Origin of the sequence: Leptotrichia sp. oral taxon 221 (assembly GCF_018128245.1) — a bacterium.
In the GTDB taxonomy this organism is placed as follows: domain Bacteria; phylum Fusobacteriota; class Fusobacteriia; order Fusobacteriales; family Leptotrichiaceae; genus JABCPH02.
In genome coordinates, this window is the sequence record NZ_CP072378.1 from 438,247 (window position 1) to 461,537 (window position 23,291).

At 30.8% G+C, this 23,291-nt stretch carries 13 protein-coding genes, 1 tRNA gene, 1 rRNA gene and 1 riboswitch; all 15 genes read left to right on the top strand.

What is annotated here, in order from left to right:
• The first annotated feature begins 16 nt into the window (after window positions 1–16).
• The 15 genes from rrf (at window position 17) to J4863_RS02090 (ending at window position 23,166) form a co-directional block, all read left to right on the top strand.
• A 5S ribosomal RNA gene (gene rrf, locus J4863_RS02020) occupies window positions 17–129 on the top strand.
• 31 nt (window positions 130–160) lie between these two features.
• Window positions 161–237 (top strand) — tRNA-Asn (locus J4863_RS02025).
• A 123-nt stretch (window positions 238–360) separates the two neighbouring features.
• Window positions 361–3,282, top strand: a complete 2,922-nt coding sequence (gene recJ / locus J4863_RS02030; protein WP_211618825.1) for a single-stranded-DNA-specific exonuclease RecJ — start codon at window positions 361–363, stop codon at window positions 3,280–3,282.
• Window positions 3,283–3,495: 213 nt separating this feature from the next.
• Window positions 3,496–3,625: riboswitch (FMN riboswitch) on the top strand.
• Between the two features lie 270 nt (window positions 3,626–3,895).
• A complete protein-coding gene (gene ribE, locus J4863_RS02035) occupies window positions 3,896–4,360 on the top strand; it encodes a 6,7-dimethyl-8-ribityllumazine synthase (RefSeq protein ID WP_211616645.1) in 465 nt (154 codons plus the stop codon).
• A gap of 79 nt (window positions 4,361–4,439) precedes the next feature.
• Window positions 4,440–5,591, top strand: a complete 1,152-nt coding sequence (gene ribD, locus J4863_RS02040; protein ID WP_211618826.1) for a bifunctional diaminohydroxyphosphoribosylaminopyrimidine deaminase/5-amino-6-(5-phosphoribosylamino)uracil reductase RibD — start codon at window positions 4,440–4,442, stop codon at window positions 5,589–5,591.
• Between the two features lie 14 nt (window positions 5,592–5,605).
• Window positions 5,606–6,280, top strand: coding sequence for a riboflavin synthase (gene ribE / locus J4863_RS02045; protein ID WP_211618827.1), 675 nt, complete (start codon window positions 5,606–5,608; stop codon window positions 6,278–6,280).
• Between the two features lie 27 nt (window positions 6,281–6,307).
• Complete coding sequence (locus tag J4863_RS02050) at window positions 6,308–7,519, top strand: bifunctional 3,4-dihydroxy-2-butanone-4-phosphate synthase/GTP cyclohydrolase II (RefSeq protein WP_211618828.1); 1,212 nt, start codon at window positions 6,308–6,310, stop codon at window positions 7,517–7,519.
• 204 nt (window positions 7,520–7,723) lie between these two features.
• Window positions 7,724–8,953 carry a peptidase T gene (gene pepT, locus J4863_RS02055; protein ID WP_211618829.1) on the top strand — a complete coding sequence of 410 codons (1,230 nt, stop codon included), beginning with the start codon at window positions 7,724–7,726 and terminating at the stop codon, window positions 8,951–8,953.
• 3 nt (window positions 8,954–8,956) lie between these two features.
• On the top strand, window positions 8,957–9,709 hold the full coding sequence (locus tag J4863_RS02060) for a lipopolysaccharide assembly protein LapB (RefSeq protein WP_211618830.1): 753 nt from the start codon (window positions 8,957–8,959) through the stop codon (window positions 9,707–9,709).
• A 21-nt stretch (window positions 9,710–9,730) separates the two neighbouring features.
• Window positions 9,731–10,480: a 3-oxoacyl-ACP reductase FabG gene (gene fabG / locus J4863_RS02065; protein ID WP_211618831.1), complete on the top strand. Its 750-nt coding sequence runs from the start codon at window positions 9,731–9,733 to the stop codon at window positions 10,478–10,480.
• A 190-nt stretch (window positions 10,481–10,670) separates the two neighbouring features.
• The gene (gene guaB, locus J4863_RS02070) at window positions 10,671–12,143 is read left to right on the top strand and encodes an IMP dehydrogenase (RefSeq protein ID WP_211618832.1); all 1,473 of its coding nucleotides are present in this window, start codon (window positions 10,671–10,673) and stop codon (window positions 12,141–12,143) included.
• 215 nt (window positions 12,144–12,358) lie between these two features.
• A complete protein-coding gene (locus J4863_RS02075) occupies window positions 12,359–12,928 on the top strand; it encodes a viral A-type inclusion protein (RefSeq protein ID WP_211618833.1) in 570 nt (189 codons plus the stop codon).
• Between the two features lie 135 nt (window positions 12,929–13,063).
• Entirely contained in the window at window positions 13,064–14,110 is a 1,047-nt protein-coding gene (locus J4863_RS02080) for a 2,3-butanediol dehydrogenase (RefSeq protein ID WP_305798609.1), read from the top strand.
• 656 nt (window positions 14,111–14,766) lie between these two features.
• Complete coding sequence (locus J4863_RS02085; protein WP_211618834.1) at window positions 14,767–15,864, top strand: RNA-guided endonuclease TnpB family protein; 1,098 nt, start codon at window positions 14,767–14,769, stop codon at window positions 15,862–15,864.
• A gap of 198 nt (window positions 15,865–16,062) precedes the next feature.
• Window positions 16,063–23,166 carry an autotransporter-associated N-terminal domain-containing protein gene (locus J4863_RS02090; RefSeq protein ID WP_211618835.1) on the top strand — a complete coding sequence of 2,368 codons (7,104 nt, stop codon included), beginning with the start codon at window positions 16,063–16,065 and terminating at the stop codon, window positions 23,164–23,166.
• Window positions 23,167–23,291 lie beyond the last annotated feature (125 nt).

The window sequence follows — 23,291 nt, forward strand, 5'->3', positions numbered from 1 at the left end:
TTTATTAAATTTTAAGTTTGGTGACAATAGCGACAGGGATACACCTGGTTACATTTCGAACCCAGTAGTTAAGTCTGTTTACGCCGAAGATACTTAGAGTTATCTAGGGAAAATAGGAAATTGCCAAACTTTTTAATATATATTCTTATTAAAAAAGAGTGTCTCCGTAGCTCAGCTGGTTAGAGCATCTGACTGTTAATCAGAGGGTCGTTGGTTCGAGTCCAACCGGGGACGCCATTTTTTTATTTTACAAAAAAATATTGTAAAAAACGGAGTTGATAAATATTATATTTTGTGGTAAAATTTTTATATTTTGAAGATTAGAACTTTTTGGGGGTTATAGAATTGGGAGGAGTTGTTATGAGAAATACTAAGTGGAATGTGAAAAGTATACCTAGTAATAGAGAAATTGTAGGGGGAAATTTAAATGTTGATTATGACATTTTGAAAATTCTTTATTCGCGTGGGATAAGAGAAAAAGAAGATGTTCAAAAATTTTTAAATCCTAAGCTTGAAAATATACAAGATCCATATGGGTTATTTGATATGGAGAAGACAGTTTTAGAGATTGAGAATGCGATTAGAGAGAATAAAAATATTTGGATTTATGGTGATTATGATGTTGATGGGATAACTTCGACGTCAGTTCTTTATTTGGCTTTGAAGGAATTAGGAGCTAAAAATGTGAATTATTATATTCCGATTAGAGATGAAGGATACGGATTAAATAATGAGGCATTAAAGAAAATTAAAGAATCGGGAGCAGATTTAGTTATAACAGTGGATTGTGGGATAACGTCATTTCCAGAAATAGAGTTTGCAAATTCTATTGGGTTGCCAATTATTATTACGGATCATCATAATTTACATGGAAATAAAGTTCCTGATGCAGTTGCAGTTGTGAATCCTAAAAGAAAAGAAAACAAATTTACGTTTCCATCTTTAGCAGGAGTTGGGACGATTTTTATGGTCGTTTTGTGTTTATTTGAAAGGGCTGGAGAAAAAGAAAAGGCTTATGAATACATAGATTTAGTGGCAATAGGGACAGTAGCGGATATTGTTCCATTATTAGAGGAAAATAGAATTTTAACTAAATTTGGATTGGAAAAATTGTTACATTCTAAAAATAAAGGTTTGAACTATTTGTTGTATAAATTATTTTTTAGTGGGAATAAGGATCAGAAGGAGAGTAAAACAGAGTATACTACATATGATGTAGGATTTATTATTGCACCAGTTTTTAATGCAGCTGGGAGATTAAAAGATGCAAAAATGGTTGTAAAATTGCTGATTTCTGATAATAGTCGTGAGATTGAAGTTATTGTACAAGAATTGATTGATAAAAATTTTGAGAGAAAAGATTTGCAAAATAATATAGTTGAAATGGTTGAAAAGAATATTGAAGATAAGAATTTAAAAGAAGATTATATTATTGTGGATGGGGATCCAGGATATCATCATGGTGTAATTGGAATTGCTGCTTCAAAGATTGTCGATAAATATAACAAGCCGACAATAATTATGGAAATTAAGGAGGATCAAGGGTTAGCTGTAGGGTCATGTAGAAGTATTGGGAATTTTAACATTTTGGAGGCGTTACAGTCAATGCCAGAATTGTTTTTGAAATTTGGTGGGCATTCAGGTGCAGCGGGATTTACGTTACCTATAAAGAATATTGAATTATTACGAAAAAAAATTAATAGTTATGCAAAGAATATTTTGAAGGAAGAGGATTTTGTTAAGATAATAGAAATTGATAAGCAAATTCCTGTTCAAAAAATATCATATGAGTTTTTTCAGTTGATAGATTTATTGAAACCATTTGGTTTTGGAAATCCAACGCCAACATTTTTGACAAAGAGTGTTTTTTTTGAGAATATTAAATTTATTGGTGAGAATAAAAATCATATTATGTTTGATGTTCAACAAAAGGGTTATACGAGTAGAAATGCTGTTTGGTTTAATTCAGGAGAATTTTTTAAAGAGTTGAATGAAGGGTTAATTTATGATATTGTTTATAAAATGAAAAATGAATTGTATCAAGATAGATATTATACGAAAGTTTATATTGAGGATGTGAAACACTCAAAATTAATAGATGATAGACTTATTTATTATTATTCGCTTTTTACGACGTCTTTTCCGATAAAATCAGTATTTTATACAAATATTGATGTTAGTGATGAAAGTAAAAGTGAAATTAGTATGAAAACAGAAGTTGATCAAATTTCGTTGTTTCAAGGGAAAAAATTTATAGGACGTTTAGATTATAATGTCTCAAAATTATTGATGCAGTTGAAAGAATACTACAATTGGAATTTTTCTGTGGAAATTGAAAAAATAAAGCGTACAACAACTCATAATATTATTTTTATTACAATAAAAAGGGACTATTCGTTTAAGTGTTATGAAGTTAAGGATGTTGGAATTTTTAATAAGATTAAATCATTTTTATTGGGAAAATTGGAATATAATTCTTTTACAAAAAAAATGTTAGCAGAATTTTTTAGGAATGATAAAAATTTGATAATTGAAAATGATTTTACAGATTCTAATTCAGTAAAATTAAATAGAAAAAACAAAAATTTATTTTCTGTAATAAAATATATTTTGACAGTAGGGATGTTTTATAAAACAAAGTTGGATAAAAAAAGTCAAATTGTTGTTACAGAAGAAAATGAGAAAATATTTGCAACTCCATTGTTTAAAGATTATTTTGATATTAATAATAATGTTGAAGATGTGAGAGAATATCCATTTACTGTATTTTATGAATTTGATGAAAATGAAGTTTTAGATTTGTTTTCTGATGAATTAAAAAACGAAAATGAAGTTGAAGATAAAGAAAATACAAATTTAGAAGGAAAGAATTTGGAAATAAAAAATGCAAGTTCTGGAGTTGTTAGTGAAGACGTAGGATTGAAAGTTGCTGAAGATGGGGGAGCTACAGAAAATTTTGTAGGAACTCGTGATAATAGGGAAAAAGAAAACTTAGAAGACTTTAAAAATGAATGGAAAAATAAATTTTGTATAATTACAAATAAAAAAACAGATTTGGATGAAAAGGTTATTGAAAAGTATCGTTTGAAAATTTTAGATTTCAAAAGTAAAAAGTCTGAAAGAATTGTTTATTTATCAGATTTGACTAATGAAGAACGAAAAGGATTGAAAAATATTTATGTTAAATATTTGCCAATTGAGGAAAAAATTAGGTTGAAAAAAGTTTTGGAGGAAACGTCTGAAACTATTTATTGTGATAATTCTATTGAGGAAATATTGTAATTTTTAAGGGAAAATTATTTTATAAAAATGTTGTAAATACGTCATAAGTTTTTTGTTGATAAAATGTAAAAATGGTGGCGTATTTTTATTTGTACAGTAAAATTTCTTTGAAATCAAATGTAAAAGTTATGGTTATTCACTATTTTGCTCTGTCCTAGAAAAAATAAATGTTTGACAAAAAAAGAAAAAAGGTATACAATAAGATTGTAAATACAAAAACTTCAGGGCAGGGTGAAATTCCCGACCGGTGGTATAGTCCACGAGCGCAAATATGATTATTTTGCAAGCACGAACTGGTGGGATTCCAGTACCGATAGTAGAGTCTAGATGAAAGAAGTTAATATAAAAATATTTTGATCTAAATTTAATTTTAATTTATTGATTTTGAGAATAAGTTTGTAAAAGTTATTTTAGAAATTTTGAGTTATACTACAGAAAATTAAAATATTTAGATTTTTGTAAATGGTATTAAGAAAAATATTTTTTATTAATAGTGAATGTTCTGGGTTTTAGAAATCCAGTTTTTTTTTTGAATTTAACAACTTTTGATAAGTGAAAAATTTTGATGGGAAATAAGAAAAATGAATATTAAAATAATTTAGGAGGAATAAAAATGAGAACGTTAGAAGGAAAATTTAATGGAAAAGGTTTAAGAATAGGAATTGTTGCAGGGAGATTTAATGAGTTTATTACTTCAAAATTAGTAGGTGGAGCAGTAGATGTATTGAAAAGAAATGATGTAAATGATGAAGATATCGATATTGCTTGGGTTCCAGGAGCTTTTGAAATACCTTTAATTACTAAAAAAATGGCTGAATCAAAAAAATATGATGCGATTTTGACTTTAGGAGCTGTTATAAAAGGCGCAACACCTCATTTTGATTATGTTTGTGCAGAAGTTTCTAAAGGAGTGGCTCAAATTTCATTGCAAACAGGATTGCCTGTGATGTTTGGTGTGTTGACTACGAATAATATTGAAGAAGCAATTGAAAGAGCAGGAACAAAAGCAGGAAATAAAGGTGCTGACGTTGCATTTGGTGCGTTGGAAATGATTGATTTGATAAAAAATATTGGATAATTTCAGAATAAATATTTGATATTTTCTAAGATTAAGTTTTAAAAGTTTAGAAAGATTAATAAAATAAAGGGAAAATAAAATGGAAGAAAATATTGATGAAAAATATATGCGAATGGCAATTGAACTTGCGAAAAAAGGTGCGGGTGCGGTAAATCCTAATCCAATGGTTGGAGCTGTTGTGGTAAAAAACGGAGAAGTGATTGGGAAAGGATATCATAAGTTTTTTGGTGGACCTCATGCTGAAGTTTATGTGTTGGAAGAGGCTGGAGAAGATGCTCATGGAGCTACGATTTATGTGACTTTAGAGCCGTGTTCGCATTATGGGAAAACACCGCCTTGTGCGAAAAAAATAATAGATATGGGAATAAAAAAATGTTTTATTGGATCTAGTGATCCGAATCCAAAAGTAGCTGGAAAAGGTGTGGCGATGCTAAAGGAAGCAGGAATTGAAGTCGTGGAAAATGTATTAAAAGAAGAATGTGATGAGGTGAATCAAGTTTTCTTTAAATATATAAAAACAAAAATTCCTTATTTGTTTGTGAAATGTGGGATAACATTAGATGGGAAAATAGCTTTGTCAAATGGGATTTCAAAATGGATAACAAATAGTATCGCTAGAGAGAAAGTTCAGTATTATCGAAATAAATTTATGGGAATAATGGTTGGGATAAATACGGTTCTCGTGGATGATCCAAGTTTAACAGCGAGAATTGAAAATGGTGTAGATCCTTTTAGAATCATTGTTGATCCACATTTAAAGATTAATGAAAATTTTAAGGTTGTGAAAAATAATGAGGACGAAAAAACAGTGATTATTACTTCACAAAAAAATCAATTTATTGAAAATATTGAAAAATCTAAAAATACTGAGATTCAAATAAAACAGAAAAGATTATGTGATGAAAACAAAATAAAATTTATTTTTATTGAAGGTGAAAAATTTTCTTTTGAAAAAATGCTTGAAGAGATTGGGAAAATAGGAATTGACAGTGTTTTGCTAGAAGGTGGAGAAAGCCTTATTTCACTTGCATTTAAAGAAAATGTGATTGATGGTGGAGAAATTTTCATTGCAAATAAAATTTTAGGTGATAGTAGTGCAAAACCTTTTATTTCTGGATTTGTGAGAGAAAAAATGGACGAGGCTATTCAATTGACAAATGTGAAAAATAATATTTATGGCGAAAATGTAGGAATGGAGTTTTATTTCAAGAAATATAATGAAATGGGATAAGATTAGGAGAAAATATGTTTACAGGTTTAGTCGAAGAAATGGGAAAAGTCGTGAATATTTCTAAGAAGGCTACGGGTTTAGGAATAACGATAAAAGGTGACAAGGTTGTTGAAAAGGCAAAAATTGGAGATAGTATAGCGGTAAATGGAGTTTGTTTGACGGTTACGGAAATTAGTGGAAATACTTTTACGGCAGATGTGATGTATGAAACAATTGAAAGAAGTGGATTGAAGAGAATAACTGTTGGAGAAGCGGTAAATCTTGAAAAATCATTGACTTTGATGACGTTTCTAGGTGGACATTTAGTAATGGGAGATGTCGATAGTGAAGCAAAGATTATTTCAATTGTTCCGAAAGGGATCGCTAAATTATATAAGTTTCAGTTGGAGGAAAAGCATAGACAGAATATTAAATATGTGGTTGAAAAAGGGCGAGTTACGATAGATGGAGCTAGTCTTACTATAATTGATGTGGACGATGATTTGGGAGCTTTTTCGGTTTCGTTGATTCCGCATACTTTGGAAAATATTACGCTTGGGAAGAAAAAAATAGGAGATTTCGTTAATATTGAAACTGATTTGTTTGGAAAATATGTGGAAAAAATCTTGAAGTTTAATAATTTTGAAAATAATGATAATGAGAAAAAATCAAAATTGACAATGGAATTTTTGCAAAAGAATGGATTTTAGTGAATATTAATTAGAAAGGAGAAGAAAATGGAGAGAAAATTTAATACAGTAGAAGAAGCATTGGAAGATTTGAAGATTGGGAAACCGGTTGTTGTTGTGGATGATGAAGATAGAGAAAATGAGGGAGATTTAGTATTGCCAGCACAAGTTGCTACTTATGAATGGTTAAATTTTATTATAAATCAAGCAAGAGGTTTGATGTGTGTGCCTGTTTCAGTGGAGGTTGCACAAAGATTACAATTGGATCCGATGACTGCTAGAAATACTGATCATCATGGAACAGCATTTACGATTTCTGTAGATGCGGCAGAAGGTACGACAACTGGGATTTCGACAGGTGATAGATTGAAAACAGTTTTGGATTTGGCAGATCCGACTAAAAAGGCTGAGGATTTTTTGAGACCAGGTCATATGTTTCCGTTGATAGCGAAAAAAGGTGGAGTGCTTGAAAGAAGAGGACATACTGAAGCAGCAGTTGATTTGGCGAAACTTTGTGGATTTGAACCAGTTGGAGTTATTATGGAAATCTTGAATCAAGATGGGACAATGGCTAGAAGAGATGATTTATTTGAATTTTGTGAAGAACATGATTTGAAAATAATTACAGTTGATGAATTGATTTTGTACAGAAAAAAAAACGAAAAGTTAGTTAAAAATGAGGCGGATGTTAGAATTCCTACGAAATTTGGGGAATTTGAGTTCGTTGGTTACAGTGATCAAATTGAGAATAAAGAATATTTAGCAATTATAAAAGGGGATGTTAGAGGTAAGGAAAATGTGACTGTGAGACTTCATTCAGAATGTTTGACGGGGGATGTTTTCGGTTCTAAAAGATGTGATTGTCAAGATCAGTTACATAAATCGTTGCATGAAATTGAAAACAAAGGAGAAGGCTTGGTAATTTATTTGAGACAAGAAGGTAGAGGAATTGGGATTTTGAATAAATTGAAAGCATACAAACTTCAAGATCAAGGTTATGATACTGTGGAAGCTAATCACAAATTAGGATTTGAAGATGATTTGAGAGATTATGCTGTGGCAGCTCAGATTATAAAAGATCTAAATATTAAATCAATTTCTTTAATGACAAATAATCCATCTAAAATCAAGGGATTGGAAACTTATGGAATCAAAGTTGTAGATAGAGAAGAAATTGAAATTCCAGCAAATGATGTTGATGAGAAATATTTGAAGACAAAAAAAGAGAAAATGGGACATTTGTTGAAACAGAAGTTGTAAAAATGTAAAAGAACTGATTTTTATTGAAATAAAAGTTAGTTCTTTTTATTTTCAGTAGGATGTGTTAATTCAATAAAATAATTAGTAGTTTGAAAAATTCAAATGAAATTTTTCTGTTTTTTGAAATGAAGTAAATGTGATATAATGAAAATATAAATAGAAATTTGATGAAGAAAATTTTAAAAGGAAAAGAGGAATGAGAAAATGTATGATACATTAAAAGATAGATTTTTGCGATATGTAAAATTTGAAACTAGATCGGATGAGAAAAGTGAGACTATTCCATCGACACCGACACAACTTGAGTTTGCGAAGATTCTTGCGAAGGAATTGGAAAAAATTGGGATGGAAAATGTGTATGTGAATGATGCTTGTTTTGTAAATGCGACATTGCCTGGAAATGTTGATAAAGATGTGCCTGTGATTGGATTTATTGCGCATATGGATACTGCAGATTTTAATGCGACTAATGTTAATCCGAAAATTGTGGAAAATTATGATGGGAAAGATATCGTGTTGAATGAGGCGAAAGATATTGTGTTGTCAGTTGAGGAGTTTCCTAATTTGAAAAATTATGTGGGAAAAACGGTGATTACTACTGACGGGACTACGCTTTTGGGAGCTGACGATAAAGCTGGAATTGTGGAAATTGTTGAAGCGATGAAGTATTTGATTGAGCATCCAGAAATTAAGCATGGGACTGTAAAAGTGGCGTTTGGGCCTGATGAGGAAATTGGTCGTGGTGCAGATAATTTTAATGTGGAAGAATTTGGTGCTGATTTTGCGTATACGATGGATGGAGGACCTGTTGGAGAGCTTGAATACGAGAGCTTTAATGCAGCAGGAGCGGTTTTCAAGATAAAAGGTAAGAGCGTACATCCTGGAACAGCAAAGGGAAAATTAATAAATGCAAGTTTGATTGCAGCAGAGATTGTGAATAGTTTTCCAGCTGATGAAGTGCCTGAAAAAACAGAAGGATATGAAGGTTTCTATTTCCTTGATAAAATTAATTCAAATTGTGAAGAAGCAGAATTGTCGTATATTTTGAGAGATCATGATAGAGAAAAATTTGAAGCAAAGAAAAAATTTGCAGCAAATGTTGCGAAAAAAATTAATGAAAAATATGGAAAAGAATTGGTAAGTGTTGAGATAAAAGACCAATATTACAACATGGGTGAAATAATTAAAGACCATATGAATGTAGTGGAAATTGCTAAAAAAGCAATGGAAAATTTGGGAATAAAACCAGTAATTGAGCCAATTCGTGGTGGAACAGACGGTTCTAAAATTTCATTTATGGGACTTCCTACACCAAATATTTTTGCAGGTGGAGAAAATTTTCATGGAAAATATGAATTTGTTGCACTTGAAAGCATGATTTTGGCAACTGATGTGATTGTGGAAATTGTGAAATTGAATGGAGAAGAAAAATAATAAATGAGGAAAGCGCTAGTAAAAACGTATATATATGAATTAATTTTTTTGTGTATTTATTTAACAGTTATGAATAAACTTTTGGAAATTTTTGAAGAAAAATTTATTTTAGGAGTTTTTATAATTTTAATAATAAATATTGTGGTGTTTTTTTATTTGATAATTTATTTGATAATTTTATTGAGATCGCAATATTATGTGTATAAATTGAATCTTTCAAAAAGTATTATGATGGAGAAAAAACTATATAAGATTAAAAAAATTAATATTATGAAAGATATTCATAGAATTAATTTGTCAGCTTATTATAGGTTATTAAATAAAGAGGAAGAAGCATTGAGATATTTGAATGAAGTGAGAATAAGCAGGTTTACATTGCCAATAGTGAGATATTGTTATTATATGAATTTAGCAGAATATAAATATTACAATGGAAAAAAAGAAGAAGCTAGAAAAATACTTGATGAGAATATTAAGAAAGAATCTAACAAAAACTTATTAGAAATTTTTTTAGATTATGGAGATAATCCCGAACAAAAGGTTGTTGAACTTGAAAAAATATTACCAAAACAGAAAAATAGATTGTATAAACTGCAAGTGGAGAATGCTTTAGCAATAACATATGAAGAAATTGGAAATTTTGAAAAAACAATGGAATTTTATAAGGAAGTGGCTGAAAAAGAAAGTGAAATTTATTTTATTAAAGTTGCGAAAGAAAAGGTTTTGGAGTTAAGTTTAAAGGATAAAAAAATATGATGGGAAAGGATATGAGATGAAATGTTTGATTTAGCAGGTGAAGTTGCTCTTGTTACAGGAGGAGCAAAAGGAATTGGAAAAGGAATTGCGAAAGCGTTGAAACAGGCTAGGGCAAAGGTTATTATTGGAGATATTGATAAGGAAAATGGGAAGATGACAGCAAATGAGCTGGATGGAGATTTTTATTATCTTGATGTTACAAATAAAGAGCAAGTGCAAGAAGTTGTTCAGAATATTTGTGAAAAATATGGAAAATTGAGTATTCTTTGTTCAAATGCAGGGATTTTTCCACAAGTGGCTATTGAAGATATGACAGAAGAAGATTGGGATAAGGTTCAGAATATAAATGTAAAAGGAGCTTTTTTGGTAATACAAGCGACATTGAAACATATGAAAAAACAAAATTATGGACGTATAGTATTAACATCTTCAATTACAGGTGATATTACTGGATATCCAGGATGGGCACATTATGGAGCGAGTAAAGCGGCTCAATTAGGATTTATGCGAACTGCAGCTTTAGAATATGCAAAATATGGAATTACAATTAATGCTATTCAACCAGGTAATATTTTGACAGATGGATTAATAGAAGCTGGGGAAGAATATATGAATAAGATGAAGAGTGTAATTCCAGTTAATGCTCTAGGAAAACCTGAAGATATTGGGTACACAGCTGTTTTTTTGGCAAGTCATGAAGCTGGATTTATTACTGGACAAAGAATAGTTGTAGATGGCGGACAGATATTGCCAGAAACTCCAGATTTTTAATAAATAAAATAATTTTATTTTCTTTTGAAAAAAGTGTTGAAATTATAGCGTATTTTGTGATAAAATAGTTTAATTTAAAAAATAGTGATAGTAATACAGAAGAGTAAAAAATCTCTCTTAATTTACTGATTACACTCATGTACAAAACTGTTCGTAACACATAAATTCGAAATAAGGAGGAGATTTGAAAATGAATCAAAGTTCAAAAATTGTAATGGAAGGGTTAACATTTGATGATGTATTGTTGATTCCACAAGCGTCTGAGGTGATACCTAGTGAGGTTGTCTTAAAAACAAAATTAACTAAAAAATTAGAGTTAAATGTACCTATTTTAAGTGCGGCAATGGATACAGTAACAGAATCTCAATTAGCAATTGCGATTGCAAGAGAAGGTGGAATTGGGTTTATTCATAAGAATATGACAATTGAAAGACAGGCTGATGAAGTTGCGAAAGTAAAAAGATCTGAAAGTGGAATGATTACAAATCCTATAACTTTAAGAGAACATGCAATTCTAAAAGAAGCAAATGAATTAATGAAAATGTATAAAATATCTGGATTACCAGTAGTTGATGAAGAAAATAATTTAAAAGGAATTATTACAAATAGAGACTTGAAATATAGAGAAGATTTATCGGTAAAAGTTGTAGATATTATGACAAAACAACCGTTAATCACTGCTCCAGTGGGGACTACATTGGATGAAGCAAAACAAATTTTGTTGGAACATAGAATCGAAAAATTGCCAATAGTCGAAGGCGATAAATTAAAAGGATTAATCACAATAAAAGATATTGATAATGTTATTAACTATCCTAACGCTGCGAAAGATGCTCAAGGAAGATTGAGAGTAGGTGCAGGAGTTGGAGTTGGAGCTGATTCAGTAAGAAGAGTAAAAGCATTAGTTGAAGCTGGAGTTGATATTATTGCAGTTGATTCGGCACATGGACATTCTAAAGGTGTAATCGAAAGAATTAAAGAAATTAGAGAAGCATTTCCTGATTTAGATATTATTGGAGGAAATATTGTAACGCCAGAAGCAGCTCTTGATTTGATCGAAGCTGGAGTAAATGCGGTAAAAGTAGGAGTTGGACCTGGTTCAATTTGTACGACAAGGGTAGTTGCAGGAGTTGGAGTTCCTCAAATTTCAGCAGTAATGCAAGTTGCAGAAGTTTGTCATGAAAGAGGAATTGGTGTAATTGCTGATGGTGGAATTAAATTATCTGGAGATGTTGTAAAAGCGATTGCAGCTGGAGCAGATTGCGTTATGTTAGGTGGAATGTTAGCTGGAACTGAGGAAGCACCAGGAGAAGAAATCTTGTATAACGGAAGAAAATTCAAAACTTATGCTGGAATGGGATCACTTGCAGCGATGAAGAGAGGAAGTTCAGACAGATATTTCCAATTAGAATCTGCAACAGATAAATTGGTTCCAGAAGGAATTGAATCAATGGTTCCATATAAAGGAAGATTGAAAGACACTGTTTATCAAATTTGTGGAGGACTTCGTTCAGGAATGGGATATTGTGGAGCACCTACAATTAAAGATTTAAAAGAAAATGGAAAATTTGTTAAAATAACAGGAGCTGGATTGGCAGAAAGTCACCCTCATGATGTAATTATAACAAAAGAAGCACCAAACTATAACAATACTAGCAAATAGTTTTTAGAATAAAAAATAAGATATTGAAAATAATTTTTAGAAAAATTTAAAAAAACTATTTTTGAAATAAAAAGTTATTAGAAAAAATAAAAATGTTAGAAAGATGTGTTTGAAAACGAGTTACAGTAAGGAATTTCTAGTTTAAAAATGATTGAAAAATTAGGGATTTTGTGTTTTTGGACACATCTAATAAATTTAAGTGAAAAGGAGAATTTATGAAGAAATTATTGTTTTTGGCATTGATGCTTGGATTGAGTGGTATTTCATTTTCGTATGAAGATTATTACGAGAAGGTTTATGTTGTAAAAGTTTCAAAAAATGATATTTACAAGGAGATAAATGCGACTCCAAGACAACAAAAAAGATTGAATAAAATATTGGAAAAATATCAAAAAGAAGCAGATAAAGTAGATGGAAGAACTGTTAAATTTGATGAAAAGAAAGCAAAAATTGGGAAAATTGAAGAGGAAAGATATTTAGAAATTTCTAAAATTTTGTCGCCTGAACAGTTACAAAAATTTAGTAATTATGTGAATGGACAAAAGACTGAATTTAATGAAAAAAATGATAAGATAAAAAAATTAGTGGATTCGTTAGACTTGACAAATGAACAAAAAAATGAAGTTTTGAAGGCTAAAAGAGAATTTGAAAGAAATATAAATAAATTGAAAAATCAAAATTTATCAGACAGTGAATTTTCGGAAAAATATTATGAATTGAGAAAAATTAGAAATGAAGAAATTGATAAAGTTTTGACGCCTGAACAAAGGGAAATGTTGAAGTAATTTTGTATGACAATAAAGATAAAAATTTACTGATGTAATAAAAAAATGTAAATTGCTATTGCCAAAATTTATTTTTGTGGTATACTTCTAAAGTAAAAACATTTTAAAATCAAAATATTTTTGGAGGAAATTGAAATGGCAAAAATGAAGGCAGCAAGATGGTACGGAAGAAAAGATATTAGAGTAGAAGAAATTGATGTGCCAGTAACAGGAGAAAAACAAATCAAAATAGCAGTAAAATATACTGGTATTTGTGGAAGCGATTTGCATGAATATTTGGGAGGGCCAATTTTTATTCCTGTTGAAAATCCTCATCCATATACTGGAGAAAAAGCTCCGATAACAATGGGACACGAATTTTGTGGAGAAGTTATTGAAGTGGGAAATAAAATTACAAAATTTAAAGTTGGAGATAGAGTAACTGTAGAACCAATTTTAGCAAAACATGGATTGAAAGGTAAATACAATTTAGATCCGAATCTTAATTTTGTTGGATTAGCTGGTGGAGGAGGAGGTTTTTCTGAATTTGTAGTTGTTAATGAAGATCAAGCACATAAGTTGCCTGATGAAATTGACTATGAGCAAGGGGCCTTGACAGAACCAGCAGCAGTTGCATTGTATGCGATAAGACAAAGTAAAATAAAATCAGGAGATACAGCAGCAATTTTTGGTTGCGGACCAATTGGATTATTGATGATTGATGCATTAAAAGCAGCAGGAGCTTCGACAATTTATGCAGTGGAATTATCGCCTGAAAGACAAGAAAAAGCAAAAGAATTGGGTGCTATAGTTGTAGATCCATCGAAAGTAAATGCGGTAGAATATATAAAAGAGCAAACTGATGGCGGAGTTAACGTTTCTTATGAAGTAACAGGAGTTCCAGCAGTGTTAGAACAAGCATTGGAAGTAGCTGAAAAAGATGGAGAATTAATGATTGTAAGTATATGGGAAAAACCAGCAGAAATTGATCCAAATCAAGTAGTAATTCAAGAAAGAACAATAAGAGGAGTTATCGCTTATCGTGATGTGTTCCCTAAAACATTAGAATTAATGAAAAAAGGATATTTCTCAAAAGATTTATTAGTTACAAAAAAAATAAAATTAGACGATATTATTGAAGAAGGATTTGAGACTTTAGTAAAAGAAAAAAGCCAAGTAAAAATCTTGGTATCTCCTAAATAATATAGGTTGAAGGAATTTTATAATTAGAAGTTAAATATAATATTTTTAAAAACATGAAAAAAGGCAGAAAACTTTTGGATCATTTTTAGTTTGAAAGTTTTTTGTCTTTTTTTATTTTCTTTATCAGTATAATAGATGTATTATAAGAATAAAATTAAATAAGTGATGAGAATAAGTACAACGATAATAAATAATAATGAGGAGTTAATTCTATTACTAACAAATACAAAAACTCACAGTAATTTATCTTAAATCTTGAATTTTTGATAAAAATTTCTTTACATTATTTGTCTTTTCTATTTTTATGTGTTATACTAAGATTGAGCTAATTAAAAGTATATATTTTTATTGTAATAATTAATGATTAATCAAAATTCACTACAATAAAAATATGCCTTAAAGTAGAATTTTAGTAGATTTCTATAAAAATGACGAATTGAAAAAAATTTATTGACTGTCTTTTTAACAAAAAGATAGCAAGAAGTCTCCGACTTCTATAAGTGGGAGATGAATTGCTTTTTTTGTAAAAAAAATTGAAAAAAGGATACTCTTATGATACAATTTTTATATAAAATATCGAAGAGAAATCATTAATGATAAAATCTCTAAAGAAATAATTAAAAATAATATTCAAAATCAAAAGGAGGTGTAATTTCATGAAATATAATTTAGCATTCAAATATAGAATTTATCCGAATAAAGATCAAGAATTGTTGATAAACAAGACTTTTGGATGTGTTCGTTTTGTTTACAATACGATTTTGTATACTGCGAATAAAATTTATGAAGAAACTGGAAAAAATAAAATAATTACACCTGCTAGTTTGAAAAGTGAAAATCAATTTCTAAAAGAAGTAGACAGTCTAGCACTTTCAAATGCTCAATTGAATGTGAGACGATCATTTACGAACTTTTTTCAGAAGAGAGCAAAGTTTCCAAGGTTCAAATCTAAAAAGAATAATGTTAAAAGTTACACGACAAATTGTGTGAATAATTCAATACGAATTGAGGAAAATAAATATTTGATTTTGCCAAAATTGAAAAGAATAAAATTGAAATATCATAGAGAAATACCAGAAGATTACAAGATAAAGTCGGTAACACTAACAAACAGTAATGGAAATTACTATGTTTCTGTTTTGACAGAATTTGAAAAAGAAATTCAAAAAATGCCAAGTAAAGATAAAGTGATTGGACTTGATTTTTCAATGTCTGAATTATTTGTCAGTTCTGAAAACCAAAGAGCTGATTATCCAAAATATTTTAGGATGCTAGAAGAAGAATTGAAGAAATTACAGAAATCATTATCAAGAAAAGTGAGATTTTCTAAAAATTGGTATAAACAAAAAATGAAAATATCAAAATTACATGAGTATATCAAAAATTGTCGAAGGGATTTTTTGCATAAATTGTCGAAAAAATTGTCTGAAGCGTATAATACTGTGGTTGTTGAGGATTTGAATATGAAAGGGATGAGCCAGGCATTAAATTTTGGTAAAAGTGTAGGAGATAATGGGTGGGGAATGTTTTTGAGAATGCTTGAGTATAAACTGATGTTTTTAGGGAAACAATTTTTGAAGATAGATAAGTGGTTTCCATCGTCAAAAACTTGTAGTAAATGTGGAAACGTTAAAGAGGAACTGAAATTATCAGAAAGAAACTACAAATGTGAGTGCTGTGGGATTGAAATTGATAGAGATTACAATGCTGCAGTGAATATAAAAAACATTGGAAAATTGATGTTGGAATATTAGAGAAATAAAAAAACAGGGCAGGGACTGTCCGAAGAGCTTGGTAAATATATTTGGCTAGCAAAAGCAGGTACTTCCCAAGAAGCTCCCACTTCTAAAAGCGGGAGTAGTTCACCTTTTTTGTTTTTGATTTGGTTGTTTTGTGGAAGTGAATGAAGGAAGTTTTAGGGGGATTAAGTAGCAAAAAATAAATTTATCGGGGTGAGATACTATGACGATAGTTTAAGAAAATTGGCTAAAGATTTGAAGGCTTTTGCAAAAAGATGTAAAGACTTTAAATATACAGAAAAAGCTTTGTTTGTATTCTTGTTATGTGGAATAGCTGGTTTTGCAGATGTGGCGACTACGACGGATCAAGCAATTCAAAATAAAAGACAAGAAATATCGACTTCAATAGGCGATATACGACAAGAATTTAAAAAAGTAAAAACAGAAAATAATAAATTAGTAAAAAATTACAACTTAGAATTAATTCAGTTAATGGAACAAGGAGATCATGTAGTAAAATCGCCTTGGAGCAGCTGGCAATACGGAATGAACTATTTCTATAACGACTGGACTGGAACATACAAAGGTCGTGGAGACAAAACACCTAACGTAAAATACAAAAGAAATTCAGAAGATAAATTCGGAACTTACACAGGTGGAAAATATGGAAGTACAACTTTAAATAAAAAGGTTATTGAACCAATTTCAGCGGTACCAGTGGATGCTGCGGTTAAACCTAAAATACCTACAATAAAAACTGTGGATTCTGCGGAAGCTCCAACTATTGTGACGCCTACTTTGAATATACAGGTGTCGGCTGTGAATCCATCAGAGACAACAGTGCCTTCTATAACTCCGCCGAGTGTAACTATACCGATTGTTAGTATGGATAGTGTTAAAGGATTTACTTTGGTATTTCCTAGTTCAGGAGATAATGGAACTCATGGTACACGTAAATATTATACAGATGGTAGTGATGGAACATCAGTGAATTTATCTACAAATACAAATTCAAACGCTCCATTTATTCATCCAGGAACTCCCAATTATATTTCATATTATCAATTTGCTGGAAATCAAGATGGAACAGGTGTTCCTATAAGGAGTACCTCAGATGTAACAATAACTTTAAATGGAAATGCAACGGCAAATAATACATATGGTTCTAATCAATTTTATGGTGGTGGAAGTAGATTTGCTTATGTTGATGATGTAAGAAGAGCTCTTTCAGTGACTAATGTAAAGTTTACCTTAGAAAATAAAGGTAATATTAAATTGATTGGACCTGCGATAGCTGGTATAGTAAATGAAGAAACTTCATATACAGATGGTAATATAACTACGAATATTAAAAATTTAGGAAGTATTAGTGACGAGAGTGAAAATTTAAGTGGAGTATTTAATGGAACAAGAAGATTAAATGTAGATGGTACAAGTACAGAACCTTTACAAGTAACAGCAAGAAACGGAAAAGTAGGTTATAAAGTGGGTATAACACAAACTACTGAAGAAACAGTTGACCATCATACAGGAACTTATTACGAATTGCATAATGGACAAACAACAGCTACAAGTTCAAGCTTTTTTAATGATTTTGATGCAAAGGTGAATGGAGCTATTGCTAATAGAACAACTACTGCTGGTAATGTTTCAATTTCTACTATTGAAAAAGATACATCCATTGGTGGAAATAATTTTTCACAAGATGGAGTAATACATTTCAGTGGAGATTATTCAACAGGGATACAGATTGCCTCGGTTCAAAGAAGTGGAACTGGTGAATCATTACTTAGAGCTGATAATAGACAAACAGGTTATATGCAATTAGATGGTGCTTATTCTTATGGAATGAAATTATCAGGTCAAAAACTATATGTTGATAACAATGATGATTATGGAGATAGTTCTGCAGTTTCATATATAGCTAATAATGGACTAATATTAATTTCAGGTTCATACGATACAGATAAAAAAGGATCATCTGCTGGAATGGCAAAATTATCAGAAGCAAAATGGAATTCAAAGAATACAATATTCAATAATGGTAGAATTTATGTTGCAGGTAACAATAATTCAGGAATTTTATTAGAATCTATCTATAAGGATACTGTAACGAATAATGGAGATATAACAATAGATAGAGCGTATAATTTATTTGATAAACGTGATCGTAGTTATGCCAATGCTTATGCTACAAGTAATGCTGGAATAAGAATTCAAAGTTTTAAAACAGCTGATTTAGCAACAGGAGATCTTGTAGGTATAAATAACAGGACAATAAATCTTAATAATGGAAGCGGAAATGTAGGAATATATGCTTATGATGTAGCAAACACTAACGATATTGTCGGAATAAATGGATATCAAATTTTAGGGGAAAATGCTAGTGGAGGTACTATTAATGTTGGCGGGACTAACGTTGGTATGATGGCAGAAGATAAATCTGGAACAGTTACTAATTATAAAACAATTATTAGAAATAATGGAAAAATAAATGTTAATGGAACAAACTCGGTAGGTATGTATACAGCAGATAAAGATTCTTATGCAGAACAACTTAATGGTGCAGTTATAACTGCAAAATCTAAAAATGTTGGGGTTGTAAATAATGGAAAATTTAATTTTGCTACAGGTGGAATAATAAATGCTGATGGAGAAAGTTCAGTAGGTGTTTATTCTGCAAATGGAACAGATTCAACTACAACTTTATCGGGAACTTTAAATGTTTTAAATGGAGGAGTTGGACTTTATGCAAATGAAGGTTCTACACAAAAATTAATAGGATTGACTGCAAATGTATCTGGAACTGCTTCAGCAGGATCAATTTTATTTTATAATCTACCAAAAACAGGTACTAATAAAGGATTCTTTGATTTATCAGATACAAACCCAGGTACCGCTACAATAGGTGCTAATTCATTTGCTTTCTATACTACAAATAACATTTTTGCATTAGGTTCTAATGCTTTTGCTACATTTTTGAATGATTGGAAAGGCACAACAACTGGAACAGGGTTAGATTTAACGATGAAGACTGGTTCAAGCTTATTATTAACTGATGTAAGTACTGCTACGGGTACGGGTAGAACTATAAAATTTACTAATATAACACCACCTATAGCACCAGGTACTTCAACTTTAAAAAATGCTCAATCAACTCCTGAAACAGTAGCAACACTTAATAGTGCTTCTGGAGATTATTTCTATGTAACATTAAAAGGAGCAGATGTAAAAATAGATGAAAATATTGATTTATCAGTTGGAACAAATAAATTAAACAAGGTTTCGATATATGATTCAGATATAACAGTAGAAAATGGAAAAACTATCCAAGACGGAGCTACTCCAAGTGTAGTAAATTCAACAAATTTAGTTAGACAAAAATACATCCTAGGTGTAAATAACGGAAGAACATTAACAAACAACGGAACTATTACATTAAATTCTACATCACCAGATGAATTAAAAGTATTAGTTGCAATGGGTAAAAATACTGCTGGAACAACAGTTTCAAAAGCTATAAACGACGGAACAATCACAAGTAAAATCAAAAAAGGAATTGCAATTTATGCTTCAGATGGTGCAGAAGGAACTAATAAATCTAATAAATCTATAACAATGGATGGAGATGGTGCCTTTGGTATGGTTGGTTCAAATGCTAATACAACAAATGAAGGAAATATAACAGTTAATGGAACATCAGCGACAGGAATGTATTCTACTGAACCTTCAACTGTGACTAACCCTACTAAAACAGCAATAAATAGAGGAATAATCACAACAACAGGTGATAAAAATATTGGAATGGTTGCAAAAAATTCTAAGATAACAAATGACACAAATGGAACAATTAAATTAAATAATTCTACAGAAAATGTTGGAATGTACTCTGAAGAAGGAACAAAAGGAACTATTACAAATAATGGAAAAATTGAAGGAATAGATAAAACAATTGGAATTTATGGAAATACAAAAACTGTATTAGGAACTGCTTCAAGTATAACAGTTGGAGATTCAGGAGTTGGTGTATACTCAAGTACAGGAGACATCACAGTTAACTCAGGAGCTAAAATTAAACTTCTGAAAGGTGGAACAGGTACAACTCCAGCAGATGGTGCAACAGGAGTATTTGTAGAAAATAAAGGTTCAGCAGGAAGTGTAAACGTAGATGTATATAATTTAATTGAAGGTCCACTTGGTAAAAAATCTTATGGATACTACTTTAAAAATGTTCACAGCTTAACTTATACAAATACAAATGGAAGTAGTCCAATAACATTAGATGACGGTGCAATCTTTATTTACTCTGATGCGACAAGTCCAGTAGGAGTAAATGGAATATATAATAAACAGGATTTAACTTCTATAGGTAACGGAGTAATTGGTATTTATCAAAAAGGTGGAACAATTACTAATGATGGAAAACTTTTATTTAATACAGGAACTAAGAACACAGGAATATACACTACAAGTGGTCTGGCAACAAACAATGCAGTTGGAACAATTGAAGTAGGAGCTACTAACTTTGGTATGGTTACTAAAACTGGTAAATTAGTTAATGATGGTACGATTAAAATAACTGCAAGTAAAGGTACTGGAATATATTCAGAAAATGCAACTGTAGATTCGGTAAAAAATAAGGGACTGATAACAGGAGCAGGTATAACTGATGTAGTAGGTATTTACGGTAAAGGAATATCTAATGAAGCGAATGGTACTATTGTTATGGGAGATGACAGTATAGGAATCTATTCTAATGAAGGACATGTAGGAAATTATGGAAATCTTACAGTTGGATCGAATAAATCAATCGGTATTCTTACAGTTGGAACAGGACAAACTGTATCTTTCGATGGAAATATTACAATTGGTAACGATTCATTTGGACTAGTTAACCAAGGAAGTGGAAATCAAATTGATTCTAATGCTTCAAATACAACATTAGGAACAGATGCAGTATTCATTTATCAAAATGACAATACTGGAGAAGTAAAAAATTATACACCATTAACATCAGCAGGTGACAGAAACTACGGATTATACGGAAATGGTACATTGATTAATGATGGAGTAATTAATTTCTCAACTGGTAACGGAAACGTAGGTATTTACTCAACTGGTGGAATTGCAAAAAATAATAATTTAATAAAAGTTGGACCTTCTAATACAGCAACTAAAGAATACGGTGTAGGTATGGCAACTGGATATTATGATGATAATCCAGCATCACCAACATATGGTCAAACTTCTAACCAAGGAACAATTGAAAATTATGGAACAATTGAAGTAAGTCAACCAAATTCAATTGGAATGTATGCTGTTGGAACAGGTTCTAAAGCAGTTAACTATAATACAATTGATCTTTCTGGAGATAACACAATTGGAATGTATATCGATAGAGGAGCAACAGGAATAAACTGGGGAACTATTAAAACAACAGTAAATGGACTTAAATCAGTAAAAGGTATTTATGTAGCTAATGGAAGTTATGTTAAAAACTATGGTACAATAGCGATTTCAGCTACAGATCTTAAGAGTGCAGGAATTTGGACAGATAGTTCATCTTATCCAAACGTTGAAGATACTGCAACAGGATTAAATCCATTACCTGGAGGAACAAATCAAACAGGAACTTCAACACCAGCATTAAAAGTGGTAACACCTGATGATATGAAAGAAATGGGAGGAACAACAATTAAAGTTCCACCTAGAATGACACCAGCTACAGTAACTGATGCACAAGGAAACGTAATTCCAATAATCAAGGTAGATACAGACATCCCAACTGCAGCACCAACAACTGCAATTGTAACAGCACCTTCAGGAATTACTTCAATAAATCTTGCTACAAGTAATTTCTTGAACTTCCCATCAGCTTCAGAAGCTTCAAGTTTAGGAATGTATGTAGATACTTCAGGAGTTAATTATACTAACCCTATTCAAGGATTAAGTAACTTGACAGGATTGACTGATATTAACTTATTCTTTGGAACAGAAGCGTCTAGATATACTACTGCTAGAGCAATCGAAGTTGGAGATAATATCTTGAAACCTTATAACGATGCGTTAAGCGGAGTTGTAACAGCAGGAACTACATTAAATGTAACAGCTGCTTCATTAACTTGGATGGCACAACCTACAAAAAATGCGGCAACTGGACTTCTTGATAAAGTTTACTTAGTTAAAATTCCTTACACAATGTTTGCAAATAAAAATGATACACAAACATTTAATTTCTTGACTGGACTTGAACAAAAATATGGACAAGAAGGTTTAGGAACTAGAGAAAAAGCGGCATTTGATAAGATTAGTAATTTAAGTGGTGGAGAAGGACACATTTTAGCACAAGCATTTGATGAAATGAAAGGTCACCAATACTCAAATATCCAACAAAGAACTAAAGAAACTGGAGATATCTTGAGTCAAGAATTTAATTACTTACAAGATGAATGGAGAAATCCTACTAAAGATAATAACAAGATTAAAATGTTTGGTCATAGAGGAGAATATAATACTGATACAGCTGGCGTAGTTGATTATACAGACAATGCTTACGGAGTGGCTTATGTTCATGAAAATGAAACTGTTAAACTTGGACGTAAATCAGGATGGTATGCAGGAGCTGTAACAAATAGATTTGAATTCAAAGATTTAGGTAAATCGAAAGAAACTCAAACTATGATAAAAGCTGGATTATTCAAGACAGTATCGCCTTACAATGATCACAATGGTTCATTGACTTGGACAATTGCAGGAGAAGCATTTGCAGGTGTTAATAATATGACACGTAGATACTGGATCGTAGATGATACATTTGAAGCGAAATCAGATTATACAACATATGGAGTTGCTTTGAAAAATGAAATTGGAAAAGACTTTAGAACTAGTGAAAGAACAAGCATAAGACCATATGGAGCATTGAACTTGGAATATGGAAGATATTCTAATATTAAAGAAGATGGGCCTATGGCATTGGAAGTAAAAGGAAACGATTACTTCTCAGTACAACCAGAATTAGGAGTAGCATTCAACTATAGCCAACCTGTGGGAGTTAAGAGTCACTTTAAAGCTAGTTTGACAGCAGCGTATACAAACGAATTAGGAGAAGTAAACGATGTTAGAAACAAAGCTAGATTGAAAGGAACAACAGCAGATTACTACGAATTGAGAGGAGATAAAGAAGATAGAAAAGGAAATGGTAAATTTGACTTAAATATCGGATTTGACAACACAAGATTTGGAGTAACAGTAAACGCAGGATATGACACTAAAGGTGAAAACATCAGAGGTGGAATCGGATTTAGAGCGATTTACTAATTCTAGAATGAATATGGTTTAATTATTTAATCATAATTATATAAATAAAAGAACAGTCTCTATTTAGTAGGGACTGTTTTTTTGTAATAAGAACTTATAATTGAAATATTGTAATTTTGATTTTG